The sequence below is a fragment of the Nocardia sp. NPDC003269 genome (genome assembly GCF_042888005.1).
Taxonomy (GTDB): Bacteria; Actinomycetota; Actinomycetes; order Mycobacteriales; family Mycobacteriaceae; genus Nocardia.
This window is the reverse complement of sequence record NZ_JBIAPA010000003.1, coordinates 382661-399068: the sequence shown is the minus strand read 5'-3', so window position 1 is coordinate 399068 and position 16408 is coordinate 382661. Positions and strand designations below refer to the sequence as shown.

At 69.4% G+C, this 16408-nt stretch carries 12 protein-coding genes; 1 reads left to right on the top strand and 11 read right to left on the bottom strand.

The annotated features are described in order from the left end of the window. Window positions 1-4 precede the first annotated feature (4 nt). Together car and ACFYWJ_RS21770 are read right to left on the bottom strand one after the other, a co-directional pair. Window positions 5-3502: a carboxylic acid reductase gene (gene car / locus ACFYWJ_RS21775; RefSeq protein WP_355272270.1), complete on the bottom strand. Its 3498-nt coding sequence runs from the start codon at window positions 3500-3502 to the stop codon at window positions 5-7. Further along, entirely contained in the window at window positions 3499-5028 is a 1530-nt protein-coding gene (locus ACFYWJ_RS21770; RefSeq protein ID WP_355272272.1) for a carboxylesterase/lipase family protein, read from the bottom strand. Before ACFYWJ_RS21770 ends, car begins: the two co-directional genes overlap by 4 nt. An 80-nt stretch (window positions 5029-5108) precedes the next feature. On the opposite strand from ACFYWJ_RS21770, the gene ACFYWJ_RS21765 reads away from it, so the two are divergent. After that, window positions 5109-5921, top strand: coding sequence for a uracil-DNA glycosylase (locus tag ACFYWJ_RS21765; RefSeq protein WP_355272274.1), 813 nt, complete (start codon window positions 5109-5111; stop codon window positions 5919-5921). Window positions 5922-6277: 356 nt separating this feature from the next. Here the strand turns inward: ACFYWJ_RS21765 and ACFYWJ_RS21760 are convergent, their stop codons facing one another. From ACFYWJ_RS21760 to ACFYWJ_RS21720, 9 genes are read right to left on the bottom strand one after another with little or no spacing between them, the layout of a single operon-like run. Next, window positions 6278-6775: an SRPBCC family protein gene (locus ACFYWJ_RS21760; protein WP_355272276.1), complete on the bottom strand. Its 498-nt coding sequence runs from the start codon at window positions 6773-6775 to the stop codon at window positions 6278-6280. 15 nt (window positions 6776-6790) lie between these two features. Then, window positions 6791-7492: a TetR/AcrR family transcriptional regulator gene (locus ACFYWJ_RS21755; RefSeq protein WP_355272277.1), complete on the bottom strand. Its 702-nt coding sequence runs from the start codon at window positions 7490-7492 to the stop codon at window positions 6791-6793. A 5-nt stretch (window positions 7493-7497) separates the two neighbouring features. After that, on the bottom strand, window positions 7498-9663 hold the full coding sequence (locus ACFYWJ_RS21750; RefSeq protein ID WP_355272279.1) for a 3-hydroxyacyl-CoA dehydrogenase NAD-binding domain-containing protein: 2166 nt from the start codon (window positions 9661-9663) through the stop codon (window positions 7498-7500). 29 nt (window positions 9664-9692) lie between these two features. Next, on the bottom strand, window positions 9693-10904 hold the full coding sequence (locus tag ACFYWJ_RS21745) for an acetyl-CoA C-acetyltransferase (protein ID WP_355272281.1): 1212 nt from the start codon (window positions 10902-10904) through the stop codon (window positions 9693-9695). A 32-nt stretch (window positions 10905-10936) separates the two neighbouring features. Next, entirely contained in the window at window positions 10937-11713 is a 777-nt protein-coding gene (locus tag ACFYWJ_RS21740) for an enoyl-CoA hydratase (protein ID WP_355272283.1), read from the bottom strand. After that, window positions 11710-12606: a 3-hydroxyisobutyrate dehydrogenase gene (mmsB, locus tag ACFYWJ_RS21735; protein ID WP_355272285.1), complete on the bottom strand. Its 897-nt coding sequence runs from the start codon at window positions 12604-12606 to the stop codon at window positions 11710-11712. Before mmsB ends, ACFYWJ_RS21740 begins: the two co-directional genes overlap by 4 nt. Next, window positions 12603-13673, bottom strand: a complete 1071-nt coding sequence (locus tag ACFYWJ_RS21730; protein ID WP_355272287.1) for an enoyl-CoA hydratase/isomerase family protein — start codon at window positions 13671-13673, stop codon at window positions 12603-12605. The genes mmsB and ACFYWJ_RS21730 overlap by 4 nt, the downstream gene beginning before the upstream one ends. Further along, a complete protein-coding gene (locus ACFYWJ_RS21725; protein WP_355272289.1) occupies window positions 13670-14809 on the bottom strand; it encodes an acyl-CoA dehydrogenase family protein in 1140 nt (379 codons plus the stop codon). Before ACFYWJ_RS21725 ends, ACFYWJ_RS21730 begins: the two co-directional genes overlap by 4 nt. Before the next feature lie 7 nt (window positions 14810-14816). Continuing rightward, window positions 14817-16316 carry a CoA-acylating methylmalonate-semialdehyde dehydrogenase gene (locus ACFYWJ_RS21720; RefSeq protein ID WP_355272291.1) on the bottom strand — a complete coding sequence of 500 codons (1500 nt, stop codon included), beginning with the start codon at window positions 16314-16316 and terminating at the stop codon, window positions 14817-14819. Window positions 16317-16408 lie beyond the last annotated feature (92 nt).

The following is a 16408-nucleotide window of genomic DNA, read 5'->3' as shown; positions in this document are numbered from 1 at the left end:
ACCGCTATTCGCTTCGGAGACCGAGCAGACCGAGCCCGGCCAGATCGCGGACATACTTGCCGATCAGCTCCGGACCCAGGTGCGGGATATCGCGCTCCGCACCGATCCCCGCCGCCCGCACCGCCGCCCGGAATCCCTCGGCGGGCAGCGCCGAACCCGGTAGCGGCCGCCCCGGACGACGATGCGCCTGCAACAGCGGCAGCAGCGTGTGCTTGCGCTGCTCCTCCGGCAGCGCGCGCAGCGCCGTCTCGAAACGCGCGAACCAGTCGGCGTAGTCATCGATCCGATCGATCCGATGCCCCGCCTCGATCAGCCAATCCACGAAACTGTCCAGCGAAACACCGTCGTCGTGCGGATTGACCACATCGAAGGTCCGGTACCCCGTCACCGCCGCCGCACCCAGCCCCGTCACCGCCGCGGCGACGAAATCGGCAGGCAACCCGTCGTAGTGCGCGCGCTGCCGCCGCCCGTTGGCGTCGGTCAGATAGAACGACGCGGGCGCGAGACCGGTCACGAGCACACTCAACAGCAACCGGGTGAACACGTCGGGCACATTCACCTGACCGGGATAGTCGCTGTGCGCCAGGATCATGTCCGACCGGAACACCGCCACCGGCAACCCGAACCGCTCCGACGCCTCCCGCAACAACACCTCACCGGCCCACTTGCTGTTGCCGTACCCGTTCGCGTAGCTCGCGTCCACCCGCCGGACCGGACTCATCACCCGCACGTCACCGTCCTCGGCGAACGACTCCCCCTGCGCCGCCACCGCCACGGTCGACAGATAACTCACCGGCTTGCGCGTCGCCGTCGACGCCAGCCGGATCACCTCGGCGGTCCCGACCACATTCGGACCGAACAACTGCCCATACGGCAGCACATGATTCACCAGCGCCGCCGAATGCACGATCAGATCCACCTCCTCGGCCAGCCGCCGCCACTCCGCCGCGGACAGCCCGAGATCCGGCTCCCCGATATCCCCCGGCACCACCTCGAGCACACCGTCGGCGAGCGCGCGGAAGTGCTCGGCCAGTGCCGGATCGGTCTCGAACGCCGCCGCCAGACGTGCACGCGCGGCAGCCGCGTCCCCACCCCGCACCACGCAGATCACCCGACCACCCAGCGGCGCCAACCGCTCCAGCCAGGTCAGCAGCAGAAACCGCCCCAGATAGCCGTTCGCCCCTGTGATCAGCACCGTGGACGGCGGCACCGTGGCGGACGGCAGCCCCCGGGCACGATCCAACATCCCCGCGTCGAGGAACTTCGCCAGCGTGAGATCCGCCGCGCGGATCTCGGTCGCACCCACACCGTGCACCGCCTCGACATCGGTTCGCCGCGCACCCGGTTCGCGCTCCCGACCGACATAGTCCGCGATCCGCGCCAGATCACTGTCCGGTCCGAGCAACACGTTCACCGGCACCTCGACCCCGAGCAACTCCCGCAGCAGCGTCGAATACGACAGCGCCGCCAGCGAATCCCCACCCAGATCACCGAACCGCGCCTCGGGCCGCAACTCGGTGGCCGAACACCCGAGCACCGCGCGCGCCGCCCGCGCCACCGTCTCGTACACCGGCAGACCGGCAGCGTCGCGGCGCAGCCGCTGCAACTCCGCTTCCTGATCCCGCGCGACATCGTCGTACAGCGCCTCCAGCCGCGGGCCGTACCACTGCTTCAGCTTGGGCCGCAACAACTTCCCGACCCCCGACAGCAGGCCGTTCGCGATCGAGAACGGCTCGGTCTCGAGCAAGAAATCACGCGGGATCTCATACGGCTCCAGCTCCGCTGCCACCGCCACCCGCTGCAACGACGCACTCACCGCGGCCCGCACCTCCTCGGCAGGCCCGGCCAGCGCCGCCTCCGTCGGCACCACCACCGCCAGCAGATACGCCCGCTCACTGCTGCCGTACACGAAGATCTGCCGCACCAGATCCGCCCCCGCGAACACCGCCTCGAGCCGCGACACCGTCACGAACTCCCCCTGCGACAGCTTCAGCACATTGTTGCGCCGATCCACATAGGCCAGCCGATCCGGCGCCAGCTCGGCGACCACATCACCCGTGCGGCAGAAACCGTCCTCGTCGAACACCTCCGCGGTGACCTCCGGACGCCGGTAATAGCCCGAGATCATCGTGGTCGTCTTGAGCAGCAGCTCACCCCGCGGATACGGCTTGTCCGTCCCGAAATAGCCGAGCTCCGGCACATCGACCAGCTTGTAGTCCAGCACCGGCGGCCGCATCACCTTGGTATCGAAGATGACACCGCCCCCGGTCTCGGTCGACCCGTAGCCGTCGTGCAACCGCAACCGCAACACCGACTCCACGAACTCCCGCAGATCCGGTGCGATCGGCGCGCTCCCACACAGCACCGTCATCAACCGGCCGCCGAGGAACTGTTCGCGCAGCTCCGTCCGCACCTCCTCGGCCAGCGCCGCCGGATCCACTCCCGGACCCGACCGCCGATCCACCTCGCGACGGAACCGCTGCAGGATCATGTCGCACACCCGCGGCACCAGGAAGATCTCCGTCGGCCGCACCAGCTCGATGTCCTCGAACAACGTCGACATATCCGGCGCCGCCGCGAAATACGCCGTCCCGCCCCGCGCCAGCACACCGGTCAGCGTCAACCGCGCCGCGATATGGCTCATCGGCAGGAAGTTCACATTGAGCACCGCCACCGGGCGAGCGGGCTGCCAACCCGCCGCCACCAGCCGATGCGTGTACATCGCGCCCTTCGGCGTCCCCGTACTGCCGGAGGTGTAGATCAGCATCGCCAGCGGATCCTCGTCCGGCCCCGGCACCGTCAGCGGCGCCGGCTCGGCGACCCGGCCATCGGCGATCGCCTCGTCGATGGTGTGCAGCATGACCGTCGAACCCGCCGTGGCCAGCCGGGCGCGGGCAGCGGCCAGCGCGTCGCGGTGATCGTCGTCGTCCGCGTGATAGTCGAACACCAGCAGCGAATTCGGCGGCGTACCGGCCAGCACCGCCTCGACCGCGATCGCCAGATGCGCCGTGTCGACCGCGAACACCCGCGGCCCCGTCTCGTCCAGGATCGACCGCAACTGCGCGAGACCGGCACCCGACTGCAACGGCACCGCCACCCCGGCCAGATGGATCGTCGCCAGATCCAGCACCGTGTAATCGGCCCCGGTGAATCCGAGCGTCGCGACGAAATCCCCCGCCCCGACCCCCGCGGCGTGCCACGCAGCAGCCAGCGCGCGAGCCCGCGCCCACACCTCGCCGTAGGTCACCGACTCGAACTCCGGCAGCAGCCGCCGCGTGACCCGCCCGCCCTCGACCACCGGCTCGGTGCGCCGGATACCGAGCGCGGGCCGATCCGCGTAGGCGGTCATCACCGTCGAGACGATCTGTGCCAGTGGCAGACCCGGCGTGGTGACCGCCGCGTGCACGTCCTCGAGCGGCGTCGCCGCCCGGATCTGCTCGTCCTCGGCGTAGAGCGCCCTGATCCGCTCCGCCAGCAGACCCGCGTCCAGCTCGACCGTCATGCCTCGTTCTTCCGATCGACCGAACCACCCAGCGCGGAGATCCGGACATCGCGCCAGGCTTCCCGCCGCGCCGCCTCGGGATCGATCAGCACCCGCGGCGGATGGTCGATGATGCAGGTCGCCCTCCGCTCGGCCGTATACGGCGACCACGCCGCGAGCGGCTCCCCGGTCCGGGCGAAACTCACCCAGTTGTCCTGCACGTGGTCCTGCACCGCGCGGAACGCCCGCCGCCCGCCCGCGACCGTCATCGCCCGGCCGACCGGACTGTCCACCCAACCGAACACCGGCACCAGCTCCAGCGCGTGCGTCGCACCGAACCCGGCCAGCCGCACGGCACGTGGCGCGTAGTCGAAACGGTAGGCGTAGGTCGGCGCGAACCGGCTGTGACCCTCCAGGACAGCCAGTGTCGGCCGCAGGAACATGAAGTCACCGCCGATCCGCACCGCGGTCCGCGCGGCCGGATACCCGGGATAGCTCCGGACCACGCGCTGCTCTGCCCCCGGATCGCAGCGTCCGAACGTGGTGGTGAGCTGGGCGGGCGTGTGCGGCACCGACTTCATGAACCGCTGGAACAGCGTCGCCTCGTCCCGGTTCGTCCCGATGATCAACGGCACCCGATGCGCACGGCCCGCCGCGATCGCGTCGATCGGCGCCTCCGGCAGGAACTCCCCGTCGACCACCGGCGTGTACGGGAAACTGCCCGGCCGTTCCCGCAGCGTCCGGTACAGCGCCCGATCGGCCGCCCGGCACAGCTCGCTCGCCGGCGTCGTCGCCAGCACGGTCGCGGCGTCGGCCGGATCGGCGCCCAGCCGTTCCAGGCAGCTGCGTGCGAAGCGTCGCGCTTCCGCCGGCTCCGCGGTCCAGTCCGCGGGCGCGCTCTGCGCGATCGCCCGGTGGAACAGGCCCTTCGCGGCCGGTGTCGCCAGCAGCGCGACCACCGCGTGCGCACCCGCCGACTCGCCGAAAATCGTCACATTCTCCGGGTCACCACCGAAGGCGGCGATATTGCGCCGCACCCATTCCAGCGCGGCGACCTGATCCCGCAGCCCGAGATTCCACTCGAAAGGCCGCTCCGGCGTGGAGAACTCGCTGAAATCGACATAGCCCATGGCGCCGAGCCGGTAGGTCACCGACACCACGACCACGTCGCCGCGCACCGCCAACCGGGCGCCCGAGTACATGCTCGCCGCACCGATCACGTACCCGCCGCCGTGGATGAACACCATGACCGGCCGCGGACTCGCCGACGGCGTCGCCGGCGCGGTCACATTCAGGGTCAGACAGTCCTCACCGGTCGGCTGCCACGTGCGGGGGCCGGTGCGGGCACCGTTGGGGTGCTGCATCGCGGCGAAGCCGTACTCCGTCGCCGAGCGCACCCCCGTCCACGGTCGCACGGGTTGGGGCGCGCGGAACCGGAGTTCTCCGACGGGCGCAGCCGCGTAGGGAAGGGCTCGCCAGCTGACGACTCGACGGCCCGCACGACCGCGCACGACTCCGTCGGCGGTCACGATCTCTGTGGACACCATGCGCCCCACAGTACGTGGTACCAGCGGTACCGCGCAGGCGGTTCGGTCGTCCATCGAGCCAGGCGGACTAGACTGGGCCGATGGCCGGCGACGCCCCGGAAACCGCACCGCTCGCGGCTCGAGACGCCGGGAGCGTCGCCGACCTCGACCGCCTCGTCTGCACCTGTCGCGCCTGTCCCCGCCTCGTCGCCTGGCGGGAGGAGGCCGCCCGCGTCAAACGCGCCGCCTACCGCGACGAGACCTACTGGGCCCGCCCCGTGCCCGGATTCGGTCCCGCCGACGCCGAGATCCTCGTCGTCGGCCTGGCGCCCGCCGCCAACGGCGGCAACCGCACCGGCCGCATGTTCACCGGCGACCGCAGCGGAGACGTCCTCTTCGCCGCGCTGCACGCCGTAGGACTGGCGACCGGCGCACATCCGGTCGGCGTAGACGACGGCATCCGGCTCATCAACACGCGCCTCACCGCTCCCGTGCACTGCGCCCCACCGGAGAACAAGCCGACCAGCGAGGAACGTCACCGCTGCGCCCCCTTCCTCAGCCGAGAGCTGGAACTACTGGCCCCGACGGTGCGGGTCATCGTCGTCCTGGGCGCCTTCGGCTGGCAGGCCCTCTTCACGGTGCTCACCGAAGGCGGCTGGACGGTACCCCGCCCCCGCCCACGCTTCGGCCACGGCACCGAGCTCACCCTCACCCACCCGGACGGCCGCACGATCACCATCCTCGGCTGCTACCACGTCAGCCCCCACAACACCTTCACCGGCAGACTCACCCCCACCATGCTCGAAGACGTCTTCCACACCGCCCAGACCATCGCCGACTCCGCGCACCCGGCCACCCAGAATCCACCTGGTACCGCCAGGCAGCCGATCGGCCACTCCACCGGCTCGAACTGAAACCAGCACAACTGGTCTCACCACAGCATGAGGACCCACCCCCTCCGTCTTTAGCCTCTTTTTGGGACGGGAGATTGGGGTCTGACAGTTCGGGTAAAGGTGAGATTAATCATTAGTAGATGCGCATATCTACGTCTCTTAATGTTTTGGGAGAATTGGCAGTCAACCGGTTCCAGATCAGTCACTAGTCCTCGACCCGAAATAGCTCTCGACTTCTACCCAAGCTCCTCTGCTGGAGCACCCTCCCCCGCCGCGCGACTCCCGTCCGCACGCTGCCACTCCCCTCCCCCGACGGCGAGGCCCCCGGCGGGCGCGGGCTGTGGCTGCGCACCGTCGGGGGCCTCGTACGGCTCGAATCAGTGGACCGGGGTGTTGACCTTGCGGACGATGCCGCGGGCGATGGAGGCTGTGAGGCGGTTCGTAATCGGGCCGGAGAGGCGTAGGAGCGGGCGTAGGGCCGCACCGCCTTCGACGGCGAAGGTCCAGGTCAGGCGGGTGCCGGTGGGGGTGGGGGTGAGGTCGATGTCTTCGGCGAAGCGGCGGAGGCCGGGGATGGAGGCCGAGTCGACGGTGAAGGTCATGCGGCGTTCGTCGTCCCAGCGGTAGAAGCGTTCGGTCAGGGCGGCCGCGCCGGCGAGGGTGACGACCCGGGTGGAGCCGATACCGTAGGGCCGCGGGGAGATCCAGCGCATCCCGGTGACGGCACCGGACCACGACACCAGCGCGTCGTCGGCGGTCAGCGCGGCCCAGACGGCGCTCGGCGGTGCGGCGAGGTCGACCACGTGCACGTAGCGATTCGGGGCGGACGCGAGGAAGGTGTCATCGGATTCGTGCAGGACAAAGGACGGTGACATGGCGTTGCGGTCCATTCAGTTGTGCGGATCGAGTTCTTTTGGCGGTGAAGGTCTTTCGTGTCCAGACTGCGGTCGGACCCCGGACAGGCCGTTCCAGCACAGCGCGACGGTGACGTCGACGGCGTCGTGCTTGGCGATCGGGCGGCCGGCGTCGAGCCACTGCCGGGCCGCGAGGTGACTGGCGCCGACCAGGCTCCAGGCGTACATGTCCGCGGGTGCTGCGGCCACCCCGACCGCCCGCAGCTCGGCGGCCACGAGGTCGGCGCACGCCCGCAGAGCGCTGCGCACCCGCCATTCGATGCTCGGTTCGCTCGGCACCGGTGATTCGAAGACCAGCACGTGCCCGCCCGGATCCTCGTCGACGAAATCGAAGTACACCGCGACGGCCACCCGCACCCGGGACCGGGGCGTGGTCTCGGCGGCGACCGCGGTGCGGACACCGTCGACCATCCGGTCCAGATACTGCTGCAGGACCGCGAGATACAGGTCAAGCTTGTTCGCGAAGTGGTCGTAGAGCACCGGCTTGGAGATCCCGGCGCGCGCACTGATCTCCTCCATGCGCGCGCCGTGATAGCCGTTGACGACGAACACGTCCCGTGCGGCGGCGACCACGGCGCGCCTGCGATGCGCGCGCCTGCCGTCACCACGCACCCCGCGCGCGGAGGCGGCCCCGGTGCCCGGCAGCACCGGATGCCGGAAGGTCGTGTCCGTCGTCATGTCGCTCAGCCGAGCGTTTCCCCGGCGGCGGCCTTGGTGCGCAACGACTCCGGCACCTCGAACCGGTCACCGTAGGCGGCCCGCAGCTCATCCGCGCGGGCCACGAATCCGGCCAGACCGCCCGCGTACTGGTTGATGTACTGCACGACACCACCCGTCCACGCCGGGAACCCGATACCGAAGATGGAGCCGATGTTCGCGTCCGGCACGGTCCGCAGCACGCCCTCGTCGAAACACCGCACGGTGTCCAGCGATTCGGCGAACAGCATCCGCTCCTGCATGTCCACGAACGAGATGCCGTGATCGTCGCGGGTGTACTTCTCGACCAGCCCGGACCACAGCCCGAGCTTCTTGCCGTCGGCGTCGTACTCGTAGAAGCCGCGGCCCTCGAGCCGGCCGGGCCGGTCGAAATCGTCGACCATCGCGTCGACGAGCGGGTACGCCTTGGAGTCGGTCCAGCGCTTGCCCTCGGCGAGCAGGTTCTCGCGCAGGCTGCGCCGGATCTTCTGCGCCAGCTTCATATTGATCTCGTCGGCCAGCGCCAGCGCGCCCACCGGATAGCCGGCCTGGGTGGCGGCCTGTTCCACCGACGCCGGGTGCACGCCCTCGGCGACCAGCGCGATCGCCTCGTCCATGAACTGGCCGATGACCCGGCTGGTGAAGAAGCCGCGGCTGTCGTTCACCACGATCGGGGTCTTCTTGATCGCGAGGGTGTAGTCGATGGCGCGGGCGATGGCCTCGTCGCTGGTCTGTTCGCCGACGACGATCTCCACCAGCGGCATCTTGTCCACCGGCGAGAAGAAGTGCAGACCGATGAAGTCCTGCTGCCGCTGCACCCCGGTGGCCAGATCGGTGATCGGCAGGGTGGAGGTGTTGGACCCGAGCAGCGCGTCGGGGTTCACCAGGTGCTCGATCTCGCCGAACACCTTCTGCTTCAGGCCCGGATCCTCGAACACCGCCTCGACGACGAAGTCGCATCCCGCGGCGTCGGCCGGGTCGGCGGTCGGGTGGATACGGCCCAGGACCTCGTCGTAGGAGTCCTGGCTGATCGCGCCCTTGCGCAGCGCCTTGTCGAGCAGCTTGCGCGAGTACTCCTTGCCGCGCTGCGCCGCCTCGAGGGTGACGTCCTTGAGCACGACCTGCATGCCGGCGCGGGCCTGCACGTAGGCGATGCCCGCGCCCATCATGCCCGCGCCGAGCACGAGGACCTTCTCCGGCGTGCGCACGGGGAAGCCTTCGGGGCGGCTGCCGCCCTTGTTGATCGTCCCCAGATCGAAGAACAGGGACTTGATCATGTTGGTGGAGACCTGACCGCAGATCAGGTTGGTGCAGTAGCGGGTCTCGATCGCGAACGCGGTGTCGATGTCGACCTGCGCGCCCTCCACGGCCGTGGCCAGCACCGCGATCGGCGCCGGCATCGGCGCGCCCTTGAGCTGCTTGCGCACGTTGGCCGGGAACGCGGGCAGGTTGGCCGCCAGCGCCGGGCTCGACGGGGTGCCGCCGGGGATCTTGTAGCCCTTCACATCCCACGGCTGGGCCGCTTCGGGATTGGCCGCGATCCAGGCGCGAGCCCGGTCGAACATCTCCTCGCGGGTGGCGGCGACCTCGTGGATGATCCCGGCCTGCAACGCCTTCGCCGGCTTCATCCGCTGGCCCTGACCCACGACGTTGAGCACCGCGTCGGTGATGCCGAGCAGCCGCACCGTCCGGGTGACACCACCGGCGCCGGGGAGCAGGCCGAAGGTGACCTCGGGCAGGCCGAGCAGGCTGCCCTTCGCGTCGAGCGCGATGCGGTGGTGGGTGGCCAGGGCGACCTCGAAGCCGCCGCCCAGCGCGGTCCCGTTGATCGCGGCGACCACCGGCTTGCCGAGGCGCTCGAGCCGGCGGAACGCGGCCTTGTAGGTGTCGAGGCCGAGCGCGATCTCCGGCGCGGTCTCCGGGGTCGCGTTCATCAACAGGTTCAGGTCACCACCGGCGAAGAAGGTGTCCTTGCCCGAGGTGAGGATGACACCGTCGTAGCTGTCCTTCTCGGCTTCGAGCCGGTCGACCGTGGCAGTGAGGTCGCGCGCGAACGCCTCGGTCATGGTGTTGGTCGACTGGTTCGGGTCGTCGATGGTGAGCACGAGCACCCGGTCGGTGCCGAGGTCCCAGCCGATCATGTTCTCTGTCATGGTCTTTCCTCTGTCTCCGGGTCCGGCGCTCAGACGCGCTCGATGATGGTGGCGATGCCCATGCCGCCGCCGATGCACAGGGTGATCAGCGCCCGCCGCGCGCCGCGCCGCTCGAGCTCGTCGACCATGGTTCCGGTGATCATGGCGCCGGTGGCACCCAGCGGGTGCCCCATGGCGATGGCGCCGCCGTTGACGTTGAGCTTCTCGTCCGGGATCGCCAGCTTCTTCTGGTAGTTGAGCACCACCGAGGCGAACGCCTCGTTGAGCTCGAACAGGTCGATATCGTCGACGGTGAGCCCGGCCAGCGCCAGCACCTTCTCGGTCGCCGGGACCGGGCCGGTCAGCATGATGGTCGAGTCGCTGCCGCTCACCGCGGACGCCACGACCCGGGCGCGCGGGGTGAGACCCGCCGCGGCACCGGCGGATTCGCTGCCGATGAGCACCAGCGCCGATCCGTCGACGATGCCCGAGGAGTTACCGGCGTGGTGGACGTGGTCGATCTTCTCGACGTGGTGGTAGCGCTGCAGGGCGACCGCGTCGAACCCGCCCATCTCCCCCATCGCCGCGAACGACGGGGTCAGCCCGGCCAGGCTCTCGACCGTGGTGTCCGGGCGCATGAACTCGTCGTGGTCGAGCAGCACGGCGCCGTTGATGTCGGTCACCGGCACGATCGACTTGGCGAAGTAGCCACCCGACCTGGCCGCCGCCGCCTTCTGCTGCGAGCGCACCGCGAACGCGTCGACATCCTCGCGGGTGAAGCCCTCGATGGTGGCGATCAGGTCCGCGCTCACCCCCTGGGGGACAAAGTAGGTGTTGTAGTTGGTGACCGGGTCCATCGCCCAGGCGCCACCGTCGGAGCCCAGCGGAATCCGCGACATCGACTCCACGCCACCGGCGATCACCAGCTGTTCCCACCCCGAGCGCACCTTCTGCGCCGCGGTGTTGACCGCTTCGAGGCCCGACCCGCAGAACCGGTTGAGCTGCACACCGGCCACCGTGTCGGGCAGCCCGGCCGCGAGCGCCGCCGTCTTGGCGATGTCGGCGCCCTGATCGCCGACCGGGGAGACCACGCCGAGGACGATGTCATCGATCAGCGCCGGATCGAGCCCGGGGTAGCGGACCTTCAGCTCCTCGATGAGCCCGACCACCAGGTCGAGCGGTTTGACGCCGTGCAGGGCGCCGTTCTTCTTGCCGCGACCGCGTGGGGTGCGGATCGCGTCATAGATGAATGCCTCGGTCATGGTTCCTCGAAACTGTGTCGTGTGATGACAGGTCAGCGATGGGTGAACTGTGCGGAGCGCTTGTCGACGAAGGCGTTCATGCCTTCCTTCTGGTCCTCGATCGCGAACAGCGAGTGGAAGACCCGGCGCTCGAAGCGGATGCCCTCGGCCAGCGTGGTCTCGAAGGACCGGTTCACGGCCTCCTTCGCGATCATGGTGACCGGCAGCGACTTGGCCGCGATGGTCTCGGCGACCTCGGCGGCGACGTCGAGCAGGTCGTCGGCGGGCACGATGCGCGAGACGAGCCCGGCTCGTTCGGCTTCCTCGGCACCCATGTTCCGGCCGGTCAGCACCAGATCCATCGCCTTGGCCTTGCCGACCGCCCTGGTGAGCCGCTGCGAACCGCCGATGCCGGGGATCACCCCGAGTTTGATCTCGGGCTGTCCGAACTGCGCGGTGTCGGCGGCGATCAGGATGTCGCAGAGCATGGCCAGTTCGCAGCCGCCACCGAGGGCGTACCCCGCGACCGCGGCGATGGTGGGCTTGCGGAACTGCGCCAGCCGGTCCCAGCGGGCGAAGAAGTCGTCCATGAACATGTCCATGTAGGACTTGGGCTGCATCTCCTTGATGTCGGCGCCCGCCGCGAAAGCCTTGGCGGAGCCGGTGATCACCACCGCGCCGATCTCGTCGTCGCGCTCGAGCTCGTCCAGGGCGGCGACGATGTCGTCGAGGACCTGGGTGTTGAGCGCGTTGAGGGCCTTGGGCCGGTTCAGGGTGATCCAGCCGACGCGGTTCTTGCGCTCGAGCAGGATCGTCTCGTACTCGGTCATGCGGTGGCCTCCCCGGAACGATCCCGGATGTCGGTGACGATGGCCGAGAAGTCCCGGCCCGCGTCGGTCTGGTTGAACCGCTCGTAGATCGCGGCGGCCAGCTCGCCGAGCTGCCCGTCGATGCCGTTGGCGCGCAAGGCGTTCGCGGCCAGCGTGAGGTCCTTCGACATCAGCGCGGTCGCGAAGCCGGGCTGGTAGTCGTTGTTGGCCGGACTCGCCGGAACCGGGCCGGGGACGGGGCAGTAGCTGGTCAGCGCCCAGCTCTGGCCCGACGCCGTGGAGACCACGTCGAAGAACGACTGGTGGCTCAGACCGAGCCGCTCACCGAGCACCAGGGCCTCGGACAGGCCGATCATGGAGATGCCGAGCAGCATGTTGTTGCAGATCTTGGCGGCCTGGCCGACGCCGGCGTCACCGCAGTGCACGACCTTGCCGCCCATCACGTCGAGGATCTCGCGCGCGTCGGCGAAGTCGGCGGCCGCACCGCCCACCATGAAGGTGAGGGTGCCCGCTGTCGCGCCCGCCACGCCACCGGAGACCGGGGCGTCCAGCGGCCGGTGACCGGCCGTCACCGCCTGCGCGGCAGCGGCTTTCGCGTCGGCCACATCGATCGTCGAACAGTCGATGAACAGCGTGCCCGGCGTGGCGGCAGGCAGCAGCTCGGCGTAGACGTCGAGCACGAGCTTGCCGTTGGGCAGCATGGTGATCACCACGTCCCGGTCGACCGCCGCGTCGGCGGCGACCGAGACCACGGTCGCGCCGTCGGCGCGCGCCTGATCCTGCGCCGCGGGCACCGGATCGAAGGCGACCACGTCGTAGCCCGCGCGCACCAGGTTCGCCGCCATCGGCGCACCCATGTGGCCGAGGCCGAGGAATCCGATCTTCTTGCTCATCGCTGCGCCTCCTGCGTGGTCGCGCCGAGTTCCTTGTCCCCCAGTGCGGCGAAGTACGCCGCCACCTGGGCATCGTCGACCTCGGCCAGCGTCGCCGGCTCCCACCGCGGATTGCGGTCCTTGTCGACGACCTGGGCGCGGATCCCCTCCACCAGGTCGTGCGAGCGCAGCGCGGCGATCGAGACCCGGTACTCCTGATCCAGTACCGCCTCGAGGCTCGGCAGCTCCCGCGCGACGCGCAGCGAGCGCAGCGTGACCTTCAGCGAGACCGGCGATTTGGCCAGCAGGTCCTCGGCGGCCTTGGTCGCCTCGGGCGAGTCGGCGGTCTGCAGGCGAGCCGCGATCTCCTCCACGGTGTCGGCGCTGTAGCAGGCATCGATCCAGCTCCGCTGAGCGAGCAGCTCCGAAGCAGGTGCCGGTTCGGCGAACTCCGCGATCGCCGCGTCGACCTCGGTCGTGCGCAGCGCGTCGAGCAGCGCAGGGAGGGCAGCCGAGGGCACGTAGTGGTCGGCGAAACCGGCCGCGATCGCGTCGCCCGCGCTCATCCGCGCGGTGGTCAGCGCGACGTGCGTGCCGATCTCCCCGGGCGCCCGCGACAGCAGGTAGGTGCCGCCGACATCGGGCACGAAACCGATCCCGACCTCGGGCATCCCGATCCGGGAGCGTTCGGTGACGATGCGGTGGCTGCCGTGCCCGGACAGGCCGACCCCGCCGCCCATCACGATGCCGTCCATGATCACCACATACGGCTTGACGTAGCGGCCGATCAGCGCGTTGAGGTGGTATTCGTCGCGCCAGAACACCCCGGTCGGTGAATCGGCGTTCGCCGCTCCGCCTTTCGCGTCGGCGTGGATGGCGACGATGTCACCGCCCGCGCACAGCCCGCGCTCGCCCGCGCCGCGTACGACGACCGCGCGCACCGCGTCGTCGTCGGCCCACGTGCGCAGTGCCTCGGTGATGGCCAGTGCCATCGGGTGGTTGAGCGCGTTGATGGCCTTGGGCCGGTTCAGGATGATGAGGCCGAGGCCGTCTTCGACGGTGATCAGCACTTCGGGTTCGTCGGTCATGCCGCTCCTGTCAGCGTGCGGGCCACGACCACCCGCATGATTTCGTTGGTGCCCTCGAGGATCTGATGGACCCGCAGGTCGCGGACGATCTTCTCCAGGCCGTATTCGTGCAGGTACCCGTACCCGCCGTGCAGTTGCAGTGCCTTGTTGGCGACCTCGAACCCGGCGTCGGTGGCGAATCGCTTGGCCATCGCGCACAGTTCGACCTTGTCCGGCGCATCGGCGTCGAGCGCGGCCGCGGCCCGCCACAGCAGGGTCCGGGCGGCTTCCAGCTGGGTCCGCATGTCGGCCAGCTCGAATTGCAGCGCCTGGTTGTGCGACAGCGGTTTACCGAAGGCGTGCCGTTCGGCCAGATACGGGACGGCCTTGTCCAGCGCCGCCTGCGCGCCGCCGATCGAGCACGCGCCGATATTGAGCCTGCCGCCGTTGAGGCCGTTCATCGCGATCGCGAAGCCGTCGCCCTCGGCGCCGAGTCGGTTGGCCACCGGCACCCGCGCGTCCTCCAGGATGACCTGGCGCGTCGGCTGGGCGTTCCAGCCCATCTTGCGCTCGTTCGGCCCGACCGTCAGGCCGGGTGTGTCGGCCGGGACGATCAGCGCGGAGACGCCGCGCGCGCCGTCCTGGCCGGTGCGCACCATCATCACGTACACGTCGTTGGCGCCCGCGCCGGAGATGAACTGCTTGGCGCCGGTGAGGATGTAGTCGTCGCCGTCGCGGACCGCCTTGGTGCTCAAGGCCGCCGCGTCGGAGCCGACGCCCGGTTCGGTGAGGGCGTAACTGCCGAGCAGTTCCATCGATGCCATTCCGGGCACCCAGCGATGGCGCTGCTCCTCGGTGCCGTAGGCGTCGATCATCCAGGTGGCCATGTTGTGGATCGAGATATAGGCCGCCACGGCCGGGCACCCGGTGGCCAGCTCCTCGAAGATCCGCACGGCGTCGAGCCTGCGCAGCTGTGAACCGCCGACGTCCTCGCGCACATAGATCCCGCCCAAACCGACCGGGCCCGCCTTGCGGAGCACGTCGACCGGGAAGTGTTTGCGCTCATCCCATTCCAGCGCGTTCGGCGCGAGGAATTCGTCGGCGAACTGGCGCGCGGTCTCACCGATCGCGCGTTCGTCGTCGTCGAGTGTGAACACGAGCGCCTCAGTCCATCGTCGGGATGACGAAGGCGTTGGACTCCTTCAACCCCGCGGGCCAGCGCTGGGTCACCGTCTTGGTCTTGGTGTAGAAACGGATCGAGTCCGGGCCGTGCTGGTTCAGATCGCCGAAGCCCGAACGCTTCCAGCCACCGAAGGTGTAGTAGGCGATCGGCACCGGGATCGGCACGTTGATACCGACCATGCCGACCTGCACGCGCGCGGCGAAGTCGCGGGCGGTGTCACCGTCACGCGTGAAGATCGCGACACCGTTGCCGTACTCGTGCTCGTTGGCCAGCCGCAGACCCTCCTCGTAGTCCTCGGCACGCACCACGGTCACCACGGGACCGAAGATCTCCTCCTGGTAGATCCGCATGTCCGCGGTCACCCGGTCGAACAGGCTCGCGCCGACGAAATAGCCGTCCTCGGCGCCCTCGACAACCAGCCCACGCCCGTCGACCACGAGCTCGGCGCCCTCGTCGACACCGATCTGGACGTAGTTGTTCACCCGGTCCACGCCGTCACGGCCGACCAGCGGACCGAAGTCGGCGCCCGGATCGTCGGACCGGCCCACATTGAGCTTGTGCACCCGCTCGGTCAGCTTGGCGACCAACCGGTCGGCGGTCTCCTCCCCCACCGGCACGGCCACCGAGATCGCCATGCAGCGCTCACCCGCGGAACCGTAGCCCGCGCCGATCAGCTGGTCGGCGACATCGTCGAGGTCGGCGTCGGGCATCACGATGGCGTGGTTCTTCGCGCCGCCGAAGCACTGGGCCCGCTTGCCGTTGGCGGTCGCGGTCTCGTAGATGTACTGCGCGATCGGGGTCGAGCCGACGAAGCCGACCGCCTTGATCCGCGGGTCGTGCAGGATCGTGTCCACGGCCTCCTTGCCGCCGTTGACCACGTTGAACACGCCCGGCGGCAGACCCGCCTCGAGGAACAGCTCGGCCAGGCGCAGCGGCACCGACGGGTCACGCTCGGACGGCTTGAGCACGAACGCGTTGCCACACGCCAGCGCCGGACCCGCCTTCCACAGCGGGATCATCGCCGGGAAGTTGAACGGGGTGATGCCCGCGACCACACCCAGCGGCTGGCGCATCGAGTACACGTCGATCCCGGTGCCCGCGCTCTCGGTGTACTCACCCTTGAGCAGGTGCGGGATACCGACGGCGAACTCGATCACCTCGAGACCGCGCTGGATATCGCCCTTGGCGTCGGCGATCGTCTTGCCGTGCTCCGAGGACAGCAGCGCGGCCAGGCTGTCGATCTCGTCGTTGACCAGGGTCAGGAACTTCATCAGCACCCTGGCCCGCTTCTGCGGGTTGAACGCCGCCCACACCGGCTGCGCGGCCGCCGCGTTGGCGATGACCGCCTCGACCTCGGCGGTGTCGGCCAGCGGAACCGTGGCCTGCACCTGCCCGGTGTTCGGATCGAACACCTCACCGAACGCGCCCGAGGCGCCCTTGACGTGCTGTCCGTCGATGAAGTGGGTGAGTTCGCGAACCATGCCAGTCCTTAGTCGTGGGTCGGTGCGCCGCGGCGCAGGTGAATGGAGCTCCAATAGTTGGATGTCCAATCAATTGATACCATGGAGCACTA